The sequence below is a fragment of the Paenibacillus sp. ACRRY genome (assembly GCF_022346995.1).
Taxonomy (GTDB): domain Bacteria; phylum Bacillota; class Bacilli; order Paenibacillales; family Paenibacillaceae; genus Paenibacillus.
Genome location: NZ_JAKRNM010000002.1, coordinates 844,398 through 861,192, shown reverse-complemented (window position 1 = coordinate 861,192; position 16,795 = coordinate 844,398). Strand labels below are relative to the sequence as shown.

Sequence of the window (16,795 nt, the reverse complement as noted above, 5' to 3'; positions counted from 1 at the left end):
GTTGTACCTAAGCCAATCCGTGAGCGCGTTTAGCAGCGATCAGTGTATTTTGCATCAGCATGGTGATTGTCATTGGTCCAACGCCACCCGGAACTGGGGTAATAGGACCGGAAACTTCCTTCACACTTTCAAAATCCACGTCACCAGCCAATTTACCATTGTCCAAACGGTTCATGCCCACATCGATGACTACAGCACCCGGTTTCACATAATCGGCATCCACGAAGTTTGCACGACCAATTGCTACAACCAATATGTCTGCTTGACGTGTAATTTCTTTCATGTTTGCCGTACGTGAATGACACATTGTTACGGTTGCATTCTCACGTTGAAGCAGCAAGGATACCGGTTTGCCCACAATATTGCTGCGTCCGATAACAACAGCATGCTTACCCGACATTTCCAAGCCCGTCCGCTTGATCAGTTCAATCACTCCAGCAGGTGTACATGGCAGCAAACTGCCATCGCCGATCACCAGGTTACCCACATTGACCGGATGGAAACCATCCACATCTTTCTCGACCGCTATTGCATCAATAACAGCCTTCTCCTCAATATGCTTCGGTAATGGGAGCTGAACGAGAATTCCGTTGATCGAGCTCTGATTGTTCAGCTTGTCCACCAGAGCCAGCAAGTCCTCTTGGGACGTACCTGCATCCAGACGATGTACTTCGGAATAAAAACCGAGGTCGTGACAAGCTTTTTCCTTATTTCGCACATATACTTGGGATGCCGGATCTTCCCCGACGAGCACAACAGCCAGACCAGGCACAACCCCCTGTTCGCTAAGCTGCTTTACTTCTTCAGTTATGCCTGCGCGGATCTCCTGGGACACTTCTTTACCGTTAATAATAGATGCTGTCATTGTACTCTCTCCCTTATGTGAACATTTAATAAGTAACCGCTATTTAGGACATTTTCGCTTTGATCGTGTCAACTTCCTGGATCATGCGTCCAAGTACACCGTTAACGAACTTCCCGGATTCTTCTGTGCCAAAATGCTTGGACAGTTCAATCGCTTCGTTGACCGATACTTTGGCTGGAACATCATCCCGAAATACCATTTCATAAGCAGCCAGCCGCAAGATCTGACGGTCTACCCGAGACAGACGGCTAATTTGCCAGCCCTTGAGATAATCCACCAGCAGTCCATCGATGGCTTCCTTGTGATTCCATGCTCCTTGAACAATCTCAGTTACATAACTGCGCATTACATCTGCATCATGAATAACGACTTCTGTTTCATTTTCCTCTGCAGCTTCGTTAATCAACATATTTACAGCTTCAGCTGCGCCCACTTCATTCATTTCCATCTGATACAGACTTTGTACTGCAATTTCCCTTGCCAAACGTCTTTTCATGTCCTGCCTCCTGCAGCGCTCATCAGAGCGTCATCATGCTTATTTTAAAATAAAAGAACCATCCACACATCATGTTTGTGATGCGAGTTGAAGTGGCCTTTACGATATGGTTATTGTTATCCCTTTTCACAAAAAAACCTGCAGTACGTTTCCTCCAAAAAACGGGCATATTAAACTAAGCTCTTTTCGGAAGAAACATATTGCAGGGTTCAGGTGGCTCACTTAAACGGACGCCAACGCTCTCCAAGCCATTGTCCCCATTCCCTCCAAGGAATGAACAAGCCCAGCTTAGAATCGCTTCGTCTGCCTAATGTATAACCGATGAACACCAAAAGTGCAAAGAACAACATATCCCAAAACCCGGTAAACAAATAAAGAAATCCAAAAAAGATGCCGCCCACAATTCCGGTTATCCGGCCTCTGTGACTATCCCAAATCTCTCTCCACAGCATCAGTGAAACTCACCTCATTCCACTCGACTCTTGTAGTTAGGCGACTGGGTAACATTGGCAACATACACGGTAACATTCGAAACAGGGATACCCGTAATCTCGTGTACATGATCATGTATGGCCTTTTGCAAATCCGAAGTCAGCGTTGGAATTGGCGTTTCGCCATCTACCACTGCACGGATCATGATCTCCAATCCCGACTCAACCACACGAATACGTGCCTTGACATCGCGTACACCCCGGAAGCGGGAAGTCGCTTTCAGGCAGAGATTTTCAATGGTCTCCATTGAGATCTGCACATCACCGTATTCCGTACGCTGATCTACAGATGGCAACGAAGCCCGCCCACGCCGTACCGAGATGTAAAAAAAGCGCAAACTCAGGATAAACAAGATCGCAGCTGCAACAACGGCTGCAACAATGACGTTCTGTTCCTGCTGGTAATTCAATTCGTATGGCAGTACTCCACTAATCAGTAGAATGACAACTGCCGATATTGCTCCAACGCTTATGCTGTATATAAACAACAGAAGCCGATCCAGTATTTTCGCCACGAACTGCACAGCCTCCCTTGCTCACTAACGTTGCTGTAACCTGTACATATGCATAATAAGGTCAACACTTTCATCCATATGTCCCAATGAAAGATGAAGACATGTCCAAGACGGGATAACCCCCGGCAGTCATGCCGGGGGAATCTGTCTTCTTTTATTTTACACGCTGACTGTTCAGGTCAATCTCTTCAACCTTTTCAGTGCTTTTGAACTGAACGTCATGAATATGCACATTCACTTCGTTCACATTCAATCCAGTCATATTCTCAATGGAGCGTTTAACATTTTGTTGAATTTCAGTAGCTACTTGGGGAAGACGATAACCATACTCGATGATAACCGATACATCCACTGCAGCCTCGCGTTGGCCCACTTCCACTTTAACGCCTTTGGAGAGGTTTTTGCGACCAAGCAATTCAGCAAATCCACCAGCGAAACCGCCGCTCATGCCAGCTACTCCTTTAACTTCTACCGTAGCAAGCCCAGCGATCACTTCAATAACTTCAGGTGCGATCTGGATTTCACCGATATCCGTTCGTTCAAATTCTGTCGGCAGTGTACTCATAACTGTTCAACACACCTTTCGCGTAATAAGTTTGCGGCCATCCGTCAGGGCGCTGTCCTACAGGCTTGATGGCTTTGGACACCCTGCCGGTCCGGGCTATTCCGGAACTCCTGCAAACAAACTTCACCACAAACACTGTGGGCTTATCCCTTGCAGGAGACATGCGCTCTTATTATTACATACTATATCATTTGGGCTAGATTATGACAAACAAGCCCAATATGCCTGTTAAATCTCGTTTTCCTCGAGGAATTTAATATCAAAATCGCCCCGGATAAACGTTGGATGTTCCAGCAATTTCTGATGGAAAGGAATCGTCGTTGAAATACCCTCAATGGCAAACTCAGCGAGCGCACGCTTCATCTTGGCAATCGCCTCTTCCCTGTTCGCACCCCATACAATCAATTTAGCGATCATGGAGTCGTAAAACGGAGAGATCGTGTAGCCTGGATAAGCTGCGCTATCAACGCGGACACCTGGACCACCTGGTGCAAGATAAAAACCAATTTTACCTGGTGAAGGCATAAAATTGCGATCCGGATCTTCAGCATTGATACGGCATTCGATTGACCATCCGTTGATAACAACGTCTTCCTGACGGAATGACAGCGGGTTGCCCTCAGCAACCGAAATCATTTCACGAATCAGATCCACGCCAGTCACCATTTCGGTAACAGGATGTTCCACTTGAATACGCGTATTCATTTCCATGAAATAGAATTCACCGTTAGGGCTGAGCAAAAACTCAAGTGTCCCTGCTCCGGAGTAATTCACAGCCAGTGCTGCACGGACTGCAGCATCGCCCATCAGCGTACGGACTTCCTCATTCAGTACTGGGCAAGGTGCTTCTTCCACCAGTTTCTGACGACGGCGTTGAACAGAACAATCACGTTCACCAAGGTGTACTGCATTCCCATGCTTGTCGGCAATGATCTGAATCTCGACGTGTTTCATGCCTGTCAGGAATTTCTCCAGATAGACCCCGCCGTTGCCAAAAGCTTTTTGCGCTTCCTGCTGAGCAGCCGTAATCTGTTTGATAAGGGCTTCTTCATCTTCGGCGATACGAATACCCTTACCTCCGCCACCTGCAGTAGCTTTGATAATGACAGGGTAGCCGATATCCCGGCCAAGCATAATCGCTTCTTCCATGCTCTCGACGAGACCATCGGATCCCGGAATAACAGGAACGCCCGCGTCTTTCATCGTTTGCTTGGCGACAGCTTTGTCCCCCATCTTGGTTATCGCTTCAGGGGAAGGACCGATAAAGGTGATGTTGCAGGAATCACAAATTTCCGCAAAATCGGCATTCTCCGCAAGGAATCCATAACCAGGGTGTATTGCGTCACATTCCGTCAATGTCGCCACACTCATCAGGTTGGTGAAATTCAGATAGCTGTCTTTGGACAACGTAGGTCCAATACAATAGGCTTCGTCTGCAAGACGTACATGCAGCGAGTCCTTGTCCGCTTCCGAATAAACCGCCACTGTCGAAATACCGAGCTCACGACAGGCACGAATAATGCGTACCGCGATCTCGCCACGGTTTGCAATCAGTATTTTTTGAAATTTCATTTCGTTATTGTCCTCCTTCGAAGCTCATGCGGTTGCCGCTCTCCGGCGATTTACCGTTATTCCGGTTTAACCAGGAACAGGGGCTGTCCATACTCGACCAGCTGTCCGTTCTCAACCAGCACTTCAACGATTTCTCCCTTGATGTCGGCATCAAGCTCGTTCATCAGCTTCATCGCTTCAATGATACATACCGTTGTTTTATCAACAACCTTATCACCAACGCTTACAAAAGGACCCGCTTCCGGTGAGGAAGCTCTGTAAAAAGTACCCACCATCGGAGATACAATTTTATGTAAATGGCTTGTAGTATCCACTTGCGGAGCAGCTTCTGTTACGACTGCAGCAGGTTGTTGTACCTGCGGAGCAGCAATGACTTGCGGTTGAACCGCAGCTGCCTGAACGATTTCGGTTTTACCTGGTTTGCGGATCGACAGACGTGATCCTTCATTTTCAATTTCCAACTCCTGAACGGAACTTTCATCCACCAGTTTGATCAGTTCTTTGATCTCACTCAATTTAAACATTTCCATTATTCACTCCTTCGGCATCATGCCAGTCTCACTAGGACGGTCATATGGCTTTATGTATTATATCATAATCGTTAAAAATGGAAAGAGCCCGAGACTTTAACAAGCTCCCGGGGCACTTCTCCATGGATCAGATTACTGTTCTGTCACGTATTGCACGCTAATTCTGTTTTGCGTAACGGCGAGCTCTTTCATCACCAAGTCCACGATAGAAACAGCCTGCTTAACATCCAGTTTATCACTAAGCACCACTACTTTATACTTGTCAGCATCTTCTTGTACGATCGCATTGGCGAACTGTTGGGACAGCGTTTCTTCAATGCCGTTAATTTTGGCTTCTTTTTCCTCCAGTGTACGGAGCTCTTCAGTCGCTTTAGCATTTTCCTCTGGCGTTTTACTGAGATCGCCGGCAATGGTCATCAGTTCCTCATACTTGCGATTGTTGCTCTCTTCGCGCTGCCATTGATAATTTTGGAACTGGCTGCTTGCGGATGCTGCCGTATTTTGTTCCTCCATCTCCTTCAGTACTTCCTCATCCGTTTTGGTTGCATCTCCCTCTGTTTGACTACTGGCATCAGGTGTTGTGGCCGTTCCTTTATCTGTTTCTTCATTCGTTGCATCCTTGTTCTCACCTGGCTCTGTTGCTGGAGCTTGTTCCGTTTCAGCAGCCTGCTGTCCTTCAGCCGCCGCAGGATTTTCCGTTCCCTCGGAAGCGGGCTGACCTGCAGGATCAGAACCTGTTACTTCGCCTTCGTTCACAACTTCGTTGATAACCAAACCTTCTGTAGGATCAAGGATACCGGCTGTCTCTTTGACTTCCCCCTGATTGATACCATCCACTTGCTGGCTCTCCGCCACTGGGGCATTAACTGGACCAGAATCTTCTGTGAACAGATAATAGGCGGACAAAATGACCATCAGACTCAGCATAGAAACGAGCCATACCGTTTGGCGTTTGTTATTCATTAGAACTTCCTCCTCAAATTAGCTTGATTCGCATAATAACTGGGGCATTCAATTGAATTACACTTGACTAGTCCTGCTTACGGGGCACGACCGATATACGGTACGCAGCGACATTCAGTCCTTTTTCCACGGCATCGGTTATCAAATCCTTCACAACCTTGTTCTCGGCACCTTTGGCAACGACGAGCACCCCCCTGATCTGTGGTTTGAGCTTTTTCGTAACAATCGGTGTCTGATCCCCTGAAATTTCATAAGTAATGATCTCGCCATCGCGGGTATATTGGGTCATGTGTCTCTTGCCTCCGTTTGCATCCGTCTCCTCGGTTAGCTGCTGCGAATCTTTTACGTTGCGTTGTACGACCAATTCCTCGGTTGAGTCGACCGTGACCATGACATCCACAGTTCCTACACCAACGATGTTTTCAAGTACACCCTTGATCTTGTCTTCAAATGCGAATTCTATGGCCTGAAACGGATTTTGATCTGCCGAATCAGTTGGTAAAGAAGCCATCGATGCTACCGGATCCGGGGGTTCTCTTCCGATGTTTTCGGAATCAATCTTTTTCACATTGACGAAGGAGTTAAACAGCATAATTCCTACTCCGATCAGGCCCAGAATGATCAGCCAGCGGAACGTCTGGCTTCGTCTTGCTCCGCCTTCCCCTCCACCCAGCAGGCCTTCAATCTTTTTAAGCCATTGCTTCATCGGATACCCTCCTTTTTCTACAACGCCTGAGCGCTTTTCTGTTCCTTCACCTGTACGTTGGTGGCATCAATATCCCACTTTTCGGTGAGCAGTGTAATAATTTGAACAGCTCGCTCGGAGCGGGACATCCCTTGCTCTTCTTGATCACTGCCTCCAGAAGCTCCGTTCACAGGTTCGGATTCGGTCCCATTCGCTTCATCTTGACCCGGAGAACCTTCGTTGGCTGTACGTTGATTAACATGATCTTTTCCCACCTCAATCTGTACTTCAGGCACCTGCACCTGGCCAATCTCGATTGGCTTCGGAGACGGAGCAGCTTCAGAAGAATCCCTAGCTTGTTCAGATCCAAATACCGGGCTGGAGTTTACCGCTCCACCTTGCTGTTCAGCATCATTTCGCTTCCCGCTACCAGAAGGTGACATTTGCACCACCACATTTTCAATCACGGGCAGATCCCCCGCGGAAGAAGCATTTGTGCCAGGTTGAAGATTGGACATGATCAACTGGACTTCAACGGATTGAACCCGCTCTCCCGTCGCTTCCTCGATCTGCCCTTTCATCACATTCGCAAGTTCCCGTGCCGTCCACTGCAAGGATTGTTCCTGCTCATTCGATTGCAGCTGTCTGCCTTGAGCCAGGATCTGTTCCAATGTGACATTCCCATCCGATGGCGATTCCATGGCTGTCATGGCCCGCTTCAATTCACCAACCGGATCACTCCGCAGCAGCTTGGTTATGGGTGACAGGAGCGTAAGAAGGATAAGGAGGCTCAGCACAAGCTTGACGTAACGCTCCATCGAGCGGTTGGGTAACAGCATATCCACGAATGTTGCCAGCAGTACGATCATGATCAATTCCCGGAGCCAAGTGCTCAGCCACCCCATCCTTCCAGCTCCTTTCCCGAGATCACCTGCTCATCTCATCATGATTGTCAGGTTGCCCGCAGTAAGCAGAATCGTAATCGCCAGAAAAAACATCAGTCCCACGGCCGCCAGAGCTGCGAATACATAAATCATCGATTTCCCTATAGCTTGCAAGCAACCAACGATCGGCGTATCTCCTAGCGGCTGCATGATAGCTCCCGTTATGTTGTAGATAAGGGCAAGTGTCAATATCTTCAGCGCAGGGAACGCGCATAAAAACAGGATGATGATAACACCCGTTAGGCCAATGGCATTTTTGACCAACATGGAAGCCGTGATAACCGTATCTGTTGCATCTGCAAATGTTCTTCCCACAATCGGGACAAAATTGCCTGCGATATACTTGGCTGCTTTGAGACTTACGCCATCTGCAACGGAGCTTGAAGCCCCCTGTACTGAGATAACCCCGAGAAACATCGTCAGCAGTATGCCGAGTAATGCGATGCTTATGTTGCGCAGCAGATCTGCCAGTTGAGTCAGCTTATACTTATCTGATATCGAACTGACAAGGTGCAGTACAGCCGAGAAAAATAATAGCGGAAATACCACGATGTGAATCAGAGTACTGACCAGATGTATCATAAAAATGATCAGCGGATGCGTAACAGAAACGGTAATGATGTTTCCCATGGAAGCCAGGAGCGTGAACAGCAAGGGCACCATCGCCATCATAAAGTTGACCATGCCTTCAATGGCTTCCTTGGCATACCCAATGGCTACGCTGAAGCTATTAATCGCAATCACGATGATGACCATGTAACAGATGGAGTAGGCGATTTTACTAATGTTGTTTTTTTCAAATGCGGTCTGCAGTGTTTCTAAAATCATGCTCAGCACACTCAGCATCACGATGGTGACGAGCAGTTTGCCGTTATATAAAATCTCATGCAGCATGAAGCTGCCAATGGCCACAAACACTGATTTCAGGCTGAACCCCTCATTGCCCGGGACAAGCATATCCATAAAAGAAGGGGTCTTCCCATCCGGAAAAAAGCCTCCATATTGCTGCATGAGCTGATCCCAATATTTCTCCACCTGATCCTTGGGAAGCTGGTCTGCCTGCTGCTGCAGCCAGTCATCCGAAGGTGAGCCTGTGCCTGCTGCAACCTGTCCCATTATGGCAAACAGAAAACACAGCACCAGCACGATCGTTAGGCGCCATCGCTGCTTGTCTTGCATCATGTTCATTTGCTGTATGCACGCCTCCTTCTAGACCGGCATCAGCTTCATGACGGTTTCAATAATAATGCTGATGATCGGAATAGCGAGTACGAGGATCAATACCTTACCAGCAAGTTCAATTTTGGAAGCGATGCTCTCCTGCCCGGCATCTCTTACAATCTGAGCACCGAATTCGGCAATGTATGCTATACCAATAATTTTCAACACCGTTTTCAGATAGATGTTTTCCATGCCTGAATTTTCGGCCAGCCGCTTCAGCACCTCAATCACTGCACCAATCTTGCCAATGAGCAGCATGAAAATCACAATGCCCGTCGCAGCTGCAATCAGAAAGGCAAACATCGGCTTCTGTTCCTTAACGATGAGAATAAGAACTGTTGCAATCAGGGCTAGACCCACGACTTGGATAATTTCCACAGGTCACCACCATCCCGGCTTCATGACCGTTTTCATTGAAAGAGAAAGATCGATTTGATCTCTTGCAGCAGGCTGTCCAGCATGCGAACAACCATGAACAATACAACGACAAATCCGATCACGGTCACCCAGTGCGCCATATCTTCCTTTCCCATTTGTTTCAGCACCGTATGAATCATCGCAATGATGATTCCGATGCCCGCAATTTGGAAAATTGCGTTCACTTCTAAATTCATGACCTTGGCACCTCACTATCGCGGCAATTTCAAAAGATCAGAATGACGATTAACGCTCCGACAAGCATCCCCAGACTGCGGCTCATCCGTTCGTATTTCATTTGATCGGCCTGAGCCCGGGATTCCTCATGCATAAGTTGTTGAATGGCTAGCGAAATGTGTTTGGTCTGATCCTGACGGTCGCTGGTGCCAAGGCTGTAGCTTAATTGCAGCATGACTTCCCTCTCATCTGCTTTCATCGCTGATTTTCCCCATGCTTGTTCGATTCCGGACTGTAGACTCTCTCGTGCTGTGTGACCCAGAGGAGGCTCCATTTGCTTAGCTGCATGAAGAAACAGGGTTTTGACAGGCTCTCTGGTCTGAACTCCCATTTTCCCCATCGCATCGGGAAGCGGGGTCAGTCCGTAGTTGATCTCCGTCATCAATCGCTGCAGGGCAGCAATCAATTCTCGCAGCTGTCTAGGCCTGAGTGCATACTGTTTGGCACGGTAGAAACCTGCGAGTGTACTGGCCAGCAGAATAATCACGGCACCCAGCATGTTAACCAAAGGCTTCACCCCCTGCCTCGGCCTGCTGAAGACCTCGCATTTTGCCATCAGCCACCTTGAAGCTCATGCCTCGGCTCGTCCGCTGCAACTGAACATAACGTTGAAACATCTGTGCTGCGATTAAGGTACGCAATGCAGGTCTGGAAGACAGCTCAGACAGATCCCGACCGTGGGCAGTTGCAATAACCGAAACACCGGAATGCAGTGCCTCCATCACAGCTTCTGCATCTTCCGGACGGCCGATCTCGTCCACAATAAGCACGTCTGGCGACATGGAGCGAAGCATCATCATCATGCCTTCCGCCTTGGGACAACCGTCCATGACATCTGTTCGGGGTCCTATGTCAAACCCGGGTACACCTTTATAACTTCCGGCGATCTCGGATCGCTCATCCACAATGCCAACCTTAAGACGTGGCCTTAACCCCTGAATCAGCTCACTGACACCGGTTAGCTTGGTTCCACTACTGATTTGCCTGGCCAAATCTCTCAGCAACGTCGTTTTCCCTTGCTGAGGTGGTGAAAGTATCAAGGTGTGGAATACCTGTCCGCTCTTCAGATCCAACAGGTGAGGCAGGATTCGATCAGCTACCCCATGTACTTCCCGGGCTACCCTGACGTTGAAACCATTAATATCACGCAAGTATTCCACTCGGCCGCCGCTTAGCACCGTTCTGCCTGCCAATCCAATACGATGGCCTCCCGGAATGGTAATGAACCCTTTGCGCAGCTCCTCTTCCAGCGTATAGAGTGAATGATTGCTAATCAGATCCAGAAGCCTGTGTGTTACCTCTTTTAGAGGAATATAAGCTTCTTCAGGCTTCGCTGTCGGGCTGCCTTGTGCGGTAAGGAAGTGATAGGAGTTCCCTGCATTAATCTCGAGCGGCCTTCCTTCGCGGATTCGTACTTCCTCCACTTGCTCCAATATAGCGGGCGGCATCCTTCCCAGAATGGTTCGAATCGGTTCCGGAAAGAGATCCTTCCAGTTCACCTTCATGAATAGGCCCCTCCAACCCTCAAATCGTATTTACCGCGTATCTGGTGCTTGTTCCTATCTCAAGTCTATGCCTGTACATTCAATTTATGACGCTGAAATCTAGCATTTCTTTCAGAACAGGCCTGAGAGTTAAATATCATAGATCCATTCCTCTTCTAGGCACCCGTCTATATCATCATGCATATAGTGCTTGCAGACAGGTGAAATCCATTCCGGAGGGAAGACAGTACCATCTATCCCCAAATGAAGAGAGGAGTTGTGGGGAGTGCAAGTCGACGTGGTAGGCAATGTGAATGAAGTTCGAAGAATTGATATCGCAGGGCGGAGTGCCGTTGTGATCGACGTGCTGCGTACTACAAGTACTATCGTTACAGCCTTGGCATATGATGCTGCGGGTGTCATCGCGGTGGAGACCGTTCCTCAAGCCAAACAAATGACCGTTATGAATTCGATTCGCGGAGGGGAGCGTTTTAACAAAAAAATTGCTGGATTCGAGGTGGGCAATTCCCCCTATGAATATATGACGCAGGAGATCGCGGGCAAAACCGTAATCCTGACCACTACCGACGGGACACGTGCGCTGATTAAAGCTTCCGGGGCACGACATGTGCTCGCGGGTTCATTTCTGAACGTGCAGGCTGTCGCAGCTGCTCTCTGTCTGCTCCGAAGAGATGTTCTTTTGTTATGCGCAGGAGATCAGGATGAATTCGCACTGGAGGATGGATTGTGTGCAGGATGCATTATTGAGGAGCTATACCGACAGTCCCATTACCCTATCAGGCTGAACGATCTTGGCAGGGTACTGCATCAGGCTGTTACCCAGTGCGAGGACACATTACCGGACCTGGTCCGTGTATCTACCGGTGCGAGGCGGCTTGACAAACTGGGCAGAATGCATGATGTCACCTACTGTTCCCAATTAAATTTGTTGGACTGTGTACCAGAGATGAAGGAAGATCACCGAATGGAATTGTTTCGGGGCTTGGAGGGAGAAAGGATATCCAAATTGCTGTAAAGCATAGAAAAAAGGTGTTCTGTCGCCTGGATGGCGATACAGAACACCTTTTGTTCATTTATATATAGACATCGAATTATCTGCGAACTTGTGGACCGCCAATGACAGCCTGCTCTGCCGTGTCGAGATCATACGCTGTATGCAATGCTTTGATAACATCATGAAGTTTGTCACCATCGATGACGCAAGATACCTTAATTTCGGACGTGCTGACCATTTTGATGCTCACGCCTTGAGAAGAGATCACTTGGAACATTTTGGCTGCAACTCCTGGATGGCTGACCATGCCAGCACCCACGATTGATACTTTAACCAGATTATCTTCCGATGTGACTTCACGATACGGCAAACGGCTGTGAAGGCCCTCTAGAACACGCAGTGCGTTCTCGCGATCAGACAATGCCACCGAGAATGAAAAGTCTGCTTTACCGTCCATAACACCACTTTGTACGATAATATCGACATCAATCTGTTCTGATGCAAGTGCACCAAACACCTCGGCTAGAACTCCCGGTACGTCCGGAACTCCCAAAATACTGATACGAGCCACATTTTTGTCATAGGCAATTCCGCTAACCACGACGCCTTGTTCCATTGCTGCTTCCTCCTTCACAACCGTTCCTTCATTATGGTTAAAGCTGGATCTTACAATCAAAGGTACACCGGAATGCTTCGCGTATTCAACCGCACGCGGGTGCAGTACTGCGGCCCCCAGATTTGCAAGTTCCAACATTTCGTCATACGAAATTTCTTTCAGCTTGCGTGCAACTTTGACAATCCGGGGATCTGTCGAATAGATTCCGTCCACATCCGTATAGATCTCACACGCGTCCGCCTTGATGGCTGCTGCCAGCGCTACTGCCGTTGTATCCGATCCACCGCGACCAAGTGTTGTAATTTCTCCATCTTCGGTCATGCCCTGGAATCCTGCAACGATTACAATATTGCCGCCCGCAAGCGCTTCATTCACACGTTCCGGATGGATATCATTAATTCTTGCTTTTCCATGTACCGGTTCAGTGCGGAAGCCCGCTTGCCATCCGGTAAATGAAATTGCCTTACGTCCAAGTGCCTGAATAGCCATGGATAATAGCGAAATTGAGATCTGCTCTCCTGTGGTCAACAGCATATCCATTTCCCGTGCAGGCAGTTCACTATTCAGCATCTTCGCCTGATCAATCAAATCATCTGTCGTGTCTCCCATAGCCGAAACCACAACTACACACTGATGTCCTTCATCAGCTTTCTCTACAACACGTCCGGCTACACGCTTCATGCGTTCCGTATCTCCGACCGAGCTGCCCCCAAACTTCATGACGTACAATGACAACGCAAATCCACTCCCTACCTTGTGCAGTATGCATAATTATGTCCATCGCCATTATTCTCTCCGAAAAATGACTTTAACCCAGTATATTACGAAAGTGTCTGATAGGCTAATCTTTTTTCGAAAAAACCCTCTGCCAAATCATTGGCAAAGGGTTGAAATCATTGTGTATTTTACTTACACCCCGTGAAAGTTACGCGCGGGAAGAGTATTTACCTTCACGTGTATCGATCAACAGCACATCGCCTTCGTTAATGAACAATGGCACTTGTACGTTCAGACCAGTTTCCACTTTAGCGTTTTTGGTAGCACCTTGAGCAGTATTACCTTTTACGCTTGGCTCAGTCTCGATAACTTTCAACTCTACGCTTGTAGGCAGGTCAATACCGAGAATTTCACCTTGGTAGCTAACGATTTTTACGTTCATGTTTTCTTTCAGGAAGTTCAATTCCCATTCCAGTTGGTCACTTGTCAGTGTGAACTGGTCATATGTTTCGTTATCCATGAACGTGTGCTCTGTACCACTTGCATACAGGTAAGATACACCGCGGTTTTCGATGATCGCACGGCCAATCGTTTCACCCGCACGGAATGTTTTTTCAACTGTGTTACCGTTACGCAGGTTTTTCAATTTGGAACGTACGAAGGCAGCACCTTTACCTGGTTTTACGTGTTGAAAATCCAACACTGTGTAGATGTCATTGTCTACTTGTACCGTCAAACCTGTTTTAAAATCGTTTACTGAAATCACGAAAAATCCCTCCTGATATGGTTGAAAAGTAGGCGATATAAGGCGATGGTTAATTTATAGGTGGGTTCATTGCTGAATTGCTAACCATGTGCTACGTGGCCGTTACGGGTTCGGATCGTTCCTCTGATCGCTGTTGTCTCCTCATTTTCTTATTTAGACTTTACTAAGGTTGAAAATGAGGAGACAAACGCGAACGCTTCGCTTCTTCAGAATCGATTCCGCCCCTTCACTACTTTTGCAATGATCCAGAACAATTAGCAATAATCTGTACCTACAAAATAAAAATCGGCTTATATCGCTAGTGGCTAGAATGTTAGCCGATAACGGTAAACTTCTTGTCCGACTTCGTTAAGATATGAATGCCTGTTTCCGTGATAACCACGTCATCCTCGATACGTACGCCGCCAAGTCCGTCAATGTAGATTCCCGGTTCAACGGTTACAACCATGCCCGGTTTCAACACATCATCACTTAGTTTGGACAGGCGCGGAGCTTCGTGGACTTCCATACCCAGGCCGTGGCCTGTGCTGTGCCCGAATTGATCTCCATACCCGTATCCTGCAATGATGTCACGTGCCAGCGCATCTGCTTCCCGTCCGGTCATGCCCGGTTTCAGGTTTTCAAGCGTATGTAACTGGGCTTCCAGTACAATATCATAAATTTTACGCAGCTCTGGTACAGGTGTACCCGTTGCAATCGTGCGTGTCAGATCTGAACAGTATCCGTCAAGCAATGCACCGAAGTCAAATGTAATTAGTTCATTTTGTCCGATCACCTTGCTGCTCGCTACGCCATGCGGCATTGCGGAACGTTCACCTGAAGCTACGATGGTGTCGAAGGAAGAGGATGTCGCTCCATGCTTGCGCATGAAAAACTCCATTTCCAAATCCACTTCACGCTCAGTCATGCCCGGTTTGGCAAACTGCAAAACGTGGCTAAACGTAGCATCCGCCAGATCAGCAGCTTTTTGCATTACAGCGATTTCATCCTCATCCTTGAAGATACGAAGTTGTTCCACGATTCCGGATACAGCTTTCAGTTCAATGGATTGAAGTGCTTCAGCATAAGCGGAGTGCGTGCCAAATGTGACCGTATCCTGCTCGAAGCCAACTTCCTTGATGTTTGCTGATGCAAGCAGTTCCCGCACCGATTCCATCGGTTTTGGTCCATGCTCCACAACGGTAAATCCTTTTGCTTGCTGCGGTGCCTGTGTCATATAACGGAAATCAGTCAGCAGATAGGCTTCCTGCTCCGTAATCAGCACATATCCCGCTGACCCTGTAAAGCCCGTCATATAACGACGGTTGATCGGGTTCGTAATCAGCATTGCTGTGAGTTCGCGCTCACGCATGGCCTCACGCAACTTATTTACTCGTTTGTTTTCCATCGGTAACCCTTCTTTCTCTCACATTCCCGGGTCCCCGGCTCAGGTTTGTTTGTCCAGATGACGCACGAGAGCCAGCAGCCCCAGTTCATAGCTTACTTCGCCAAATCCGGCAATCTGCCCGATTGTTTCTGCAGCAATCACTGAATGATGTCTGAAAGCTTCACGTGCATGAATGTTGGATAGATGTACTTCCACGGTAGGCACTTTTACTGCATTAATCGCATCACGTACTGCATAGCTGTAATGGGTTAGCGCGCCGGCATTCAGCATAATTCCGTCCGCATCGCTCATCGCTGCATGAATACGATCAATGATGTCTCCTTCGTGGTTGGATTGATAAAAAGCGATGGAGACGCCAAGCTCCTCAGCCTGTCTGCGAATCTTGTCTTCAATATCCTTCAGACTAAGCGTTCCATAGATGCCTGGTTCACGTATACCGAGCATGTTCAGGTTCGGGCCATTGATCACAACAATCCGTTTCATAGCTGCTCCATCCTTTCTGCAAATAACCATCTGCTATTTTAACACAGCCATTGCCGGATTGAGAAGCTTTTTTGCGGCTATGCTCCCGCTTTCTCGGGCTCGCGTTTCCGTTCGTCCGTGTACTCCATGGCTACGGTATAGCCGATGAACAGCCCCCACAGCAAAAAGAAGCATAATTCCGTGATTATTGAATCCCAAGTCAGACGGTTTATCGGTTTCACCATGTCCAGTTTGGGGCCAACCAGTACAAAGATGATAAGCCACCAAACGATCCCGTATCCAATACCGGGCAAGGGGCCTTTCCATTTTCTCAGTGTATACGTGTAGATTAGTGCAGCCAGAATGGAGAACACAATGAAAAACAGCCAGCCTGTCAGATGCCCTGCAGCCGTATAGATATACTCATGTTTAAAAAAAGGCTCTGCCAAAAAGCCTAACGGGACAATGCTGAAGTGAAGCAGATAGTTTAGCCAATGTATGCCTCCCCATATAAAACCTGCAAAGAAACCAAGCTCCACAGCAAAGGGGAATGGCTTGGTATAGTAATGATTTTGACCTTGTCGCTGTTTTGAGCTCCTGCCCTGATTCCTGTGATCATCCACATCTCCATGACTCGTATTCAGATGTGATGCATGTTTGTCTGTATATTCTGCCATTCGTATTCTCCTTTGCTCTCATTCTACTCGGCCGCTACAATACCGCTTATCTTTCATTCCTTACCGGGTAGTATGTTCAGAAGAGGGCAAACTTAACAACAACATCTCCAGGTTTGTCCCTGAAACTAGAAATCGGTCTCAAAATTCGATACAATAGGGATATCAAACTA

21 protein-coding genes are annotated in these 16,795 nt (G+C 47.9%); 1 reads left to right on the top strand and 20 read right to left on the bottom strand.

Features of this window, described 5'->3' with window-relative positions:
- Positions 1-7: 7 nt before the first annotated feature.
- The 15 genes from folD to spoIIIAA form a co-directional block, all read right to left on the bottom strand.
- Positions 8-865, bottom strand: a complete 858-nt coding sequence (gene folD, locus MH144_RS13230) for a bifunctional methylenetetrahydrofolate dehydrogenase/methenyltetrahydrofolate cyclohydrolase FolD (protein ID WP_239300440.1) — start codon at positions 863-865, stop codon at positions 8-10.
- Positions 866-908: 43 nt separating this feature from the next.
- Positions 909-1,361 carry a transcription antitermination factor NusB gene (gene nusB, locus MH144_RS13225; RefSeq protein ID WP_239300438.1) on the bottom strand — a complete coding sequence of 151 codons (453 nt, stop codon included), beginning with the start codon at positions 1,359-1,361 and terminating at the stop codon, positions 909-911.
- Between the two features lie 218 nt (positions 1,362-1,579).
- Positions 1,580-1,813, bottom strand: coding sequence for a DUF2273 domain-containing protein (locus MH144_RS13220; RefSeq protein ID WP_095290432.1), 234 nt, complete (start codon positions 1,811-1,813; stop codon positions 1,580-1,582).
- A 14-nt stretch (positions 1,814-1,827) separates the two neighbouring features.
- The gene (gene amaP, locus MH144_RS13215) at positions 1,828-2,367 is read right to left on the bottom strand and encodes an alkaline shock response membrane anchor protein AmaP (RefSeq protein ID WP_239300436.1); all 540 of its coding nucleotides are present in this window, start codon (positions 2,365-2,367) and stop codon (positions 1,828-1,830) included.
- A 154-nt stretch (positions 2,368-2,521) separates the two neighbouring features.
- Positions 2,522-2,932, bottom strand: a complete 411-nt coding sequence (locus MH144_RS13210) for an Asp23/Gls24 family envelope stress response protein (RefSeq protein WP_024630996.1) — start codon at positions 2,930-2,932, stop codon at positions 2,522-2,524.
- Between the two features lie 228 nt (positions 2,933-3,160).
- Complete coding sequence (gene accC, locus MH144_RS13205; protein WP_239300434.1) at positions 3,161-4,504, bottom strand: acetyl-CoA carboxylase biotin carboxylase subunit; 1,344 nt, start codon at positions 4,502-4,504, stop codon at positions 3,161-3,163.
- A 56-nt stretch (positions 4,505-4,560) separates the two neighbouring features.
- Positions 4,561-5,028 (bottom strand): acetyl-CoA carboxylase biotin carboxyl carrier protein, encoded by a 468-nt coding sequence (accB, locus tag MH144_RS13200; protein ID WP_239300432.1) that lies wholly within the window; start codon positions 5,026-5,028, stop codon positions 4,561-4,563.
- A gap of 138 nt (positions 5,029-5,166) precedes the next feature.
- Positions 5,167-5,997, bottom strand: coding sequence for a SpoIIIAH-like family protein (locus MH144_RS13195; protein WP_239300430.1), 831 nt, complete (start codon positions 5,995-5,997; stop codon positions 5,167-5,169).
- Between the two features lie 67 nt (positions 5,998-6,064).
- Entirely contained in the window at positions 6,065-6,703 is a 639-nt protein-coding gene (gene spoIIIAG / locus MH144_RS13190; protein WP_239300428.1) for a stage III sporulation protein AG, read from the bottom strand.
- Positions 6,704-6,720: 17 nt separating this feature from the next.
- Positions 6,721-7,587 (bottom strand): stage III sporulation protein AF, encoded by an 867-nt coding sequence (gene spoIIIAF, locus MH144_RS13185; protein ID WP_239300426.1) that lies wholly within the window; start codon positions 7,585-7,587, stop codon positions 6,721-6,723.
- Positions 7,588-7,617: 30 nt separating this feature from the next.
- Positions 7,618-8,814: a stage III sporulation protein AE gene (gene spoIIIAE, locus MH144_RS13180; protein WP_239300424.1), complete on the bottom strand. Its 1,197-nt coding sequence runs from the start codon at positions 8,812-8,814 to the stop codon at positions 7,618-7,620.
- A gap of 21 nt (positions 8,815-8,835) precedes the next feature.
- Positions 8,836-9,225 carry a stage III sporulation protein AD gene (spoIIIAD, locus tag MH144_RS13175; protein WP_095359283.1) on the bottom strand — a complete coding sequence of 130 codons (390 nt, stop codon included), beginning with the start codon at positions 9,223-9,225 and terminating at the stop codon, positions 8,836-8,838.
- Between the two features lie 32 nt (positions 9,226-9,257).
- Positions 9,258-9,461 carry a stage III sporulation protein AC gene (gene spoIIIAC, locus MH144_RS13170; RefSeq protein ID WP_017687585.1) on the bottom strand — a complete coding sequence of 68 codons (204 nt, stop codon included), beginning with the start codon at positions 9,459-9,461 and terminating at the stop codon, positions 9,258-9,260.
- 29 nt (positions 9,462-9,490) lie between these two features.
- Positions 9,491-10,009, bottom strand: a complete 519-nt coding sequence (spoIIIAB, locus tag MH144_RS13165; RefSeq protein WP_239300422.1) for a stage III sporulation protein SpoIIIAB — start codon at positions 10,007-10,009, stop codon at positions 9,491-9,493.
- On the bottom strand, positions 10,002-11,006 hold the full coding sequence (gene spoIIIAA, locus MH144_RS13160; protein ID WP_239300420.1) for a stage III sporulation protein AA: 1,005 nt from the start codon (positions 11,004-11,006) through the stop codon (positions 10,002-10,004). Before spoIIIAA ends, spoIIIAB begins: the two co-directional genes overlap by 8 nt.
- Positions 11,007-11,271: 265 nt before the next feature.
- Here spoIIIAA and MH144_RS13155 point away from each other — a divergent pair, with 265 nt between their 5' ends.
- Complete coding sequence (locus MH144_RS13155; RefSeq protein WP_239300418.1) at positions 11,272-12,021, top strand: 2-phosphosulfolactate phosphatase; 750 nt, start codon at positions 11,272-11,274, stop codon at positions 12,019-12,021.
- Between the two features lie 76 nt (positions 12,022-12,097).
- On the opposite strand, the gene MH144_RS13150 is transcribed toward MH144_RS13155, so the two are convergent.
- The 5 genes from MH144_RS13150 to MH144_RS13130 all read right to left on the bottom strand — a co-directional run bounded on the left by MH144_RS13150 (position 12,098) and on the right by MH144_RS13130 (position 16,625).
- Positions 12,098-13,351: an aspartate kinase gene (locus MH144_RS13150; RefSeq protein ID WP_239300416.1), complete on the bottom strand. Its 1,254-nt coding sequence runs from the start codon at positions 13,349-13,351 to the stop codon at positions 12,098-12,100.
- A gap of 190 nt (positions 13,352-13,541) precedes the next feature.
- Positions 13,542-14,099 carry an elongation factor P gene (gene efp, locus MH144_RS13145; RefSeq protein ID WP_024631007.1) on the bottom strand — a complete coding sequence of 186 codons (558 nt, stop codon included), beginning with the start codon at positions 14,097-14,099 and terminating at the stop codon, positions 13,542-13,544.
- A 313-nt stretch (positions 14,100-14,412) separates the two neighbouring features.
- Positions 14,413-15,486: a M24 family metallopeptidase gene (locus MH144_RS13140; RefSeq protein WP_127537928.1), complete on the bottom strand. Its 1,074-nt coding sequence runs from the start codon at positions 15,484-15,486 to the stop codon at positions 14,413-14,415.
- A gap of 39 nt (positions 15,487-15,525) precedes the next feature.
- On the bottom strand, positions 15,526-15,969 hold the full coding sequence (gene aroQ / locus MH144_RS13135) for a type II 3-dehydroquinate dehydratase (protein ID WP_239300414.1): 444 nt from the start codon (positions 15,967-15,969) through the stop codon (positions 15,526-15,528).
- A gap of 77 nt (positions 15,970-16,046) precedes the next feature.
- The gene (locus MH144_RS13130) at positions 16,047-16,625 is read right to left on the bottom strand and encodes a YqhR family membrane protein (protein WP_239300412.1); all 579 of its coding nucleotides are present in this window, start codon (positions 16,623-16,625) and stop codon (positions 16,047-16,049) included.
- Between the last annotated feature and the right edge of the window lie 170 nt (positions 16,626-16,795).

What these genes read in the sequence shown, in the direction of transcription:
- spoIIIAA (WP_239300420.1), bottom strand. Translation starts at nt 11,006, where the DNA reads ATGAAGGTGAACTGGAAGGATCTCTTTCCGGAACCGATTCGAACCATT.
- MH144_RS13220 (WP_095290432.1), bottom strand. Translation starts at nt 1,813, where the DNA reads ATGCTGTGGAGAGAGATTTGGGATAGTCACAGAGGCCGGATAACCGGA.
- folD (WP_239300440.1), bottom strand. Translation starts at nt 865, where the DNA reads ATGACAGCATCTATTATTAACGGTAAAGAAGTGTCCCAGGAGATCCGC.
- MH144_RS13210 (WP_024630996.1), bottom strand. Translation starts at nt 2,932, where the DNA reads ATGAGTACACTGCCGACAGAATTTGAACGAACGGATATCGGTGAAATC.
- spoIIIAG (WP_239300428.1), bottom strand. Translation starts at nt 6,703, where the DNA reads ATGAAGCAATGGCTTAAAAAGATTGAAGGCCTGCTGGGTGGAGGGGAA.
- spoIIIAF (WP_239300426.1), bottom strand. Translation starts at nt 7,587, where the DNA reads ATGGGGTGGCTGAGCACTTGGCTCCGGGAATTGATCATGATCGTACTG.
- nusB (WP_239300438.1), bottom strand. Translation starts at nt 1,361, where the DNA reads ATGAAAAGACGTTTGGCAAGGGAAATTGCAGTACAAAGTCTGTATCAG.
- aroQ (WP_239300414.1), bottom strand. Translation starts at nt 15,969, where the DNA reads ATGAAACGGATTGTTGTGATCAATGGCCCGAACCTGAACATGCTCGGT.
- MH144_RS13195 (WP_239300430.1), bottom strand. Translation starts at nt 5,997, where the DNA reads ATGAATAACAAACGCCAAACGGTATGGCTCGTTTCTATGCTGAGTCTG.
- spoIIIAC (WP_017687585.1), bottom strand. Translation starts at nt 9,461, where the DNA reads ATGAATTTAGAAGTGAACGCAATTTTCCAAATTGCGGGCATCGGAATC.
- accB (WP_239300432.1), bottom strand. Translation starts at nt 5,028, where the DNA reads ATGTTTAAATTGAGTGAGATCAAAGAACTGATCAAACTGGTGGATGAA.
- spoIIIAE (WP_239300424.1), bottom strand. Translation starts at nt 8,814, where the DNA reads ATGAACATGATGCAAGACAAGCAGCGATGGCGCCTAACGATCGTGCTG.
- MH144_RS13140 (WP_127537928.1), bottom strand. Translation starts at nt 15,486, where the DNA reads ATGGAAAACAAACGAGTAAATAAGTTGCGTGAGGCCATGCGTGAGCGC.
- MH144_RS13130 (WP_239300412.1), bottom strand. Translation starts at nt 16,625, where the DNA reads ATGGCAGAATATACAGACAAACATGCATCACATCTGAATACGAGTCAT.
- accC (WP_239300434.1), bottom strand. Translation starts at nt 4,504, where the DNA reads ATGAAATTTCAAAAAATACTGATTGCAAACCGTGGCGAGATCGCGGTA.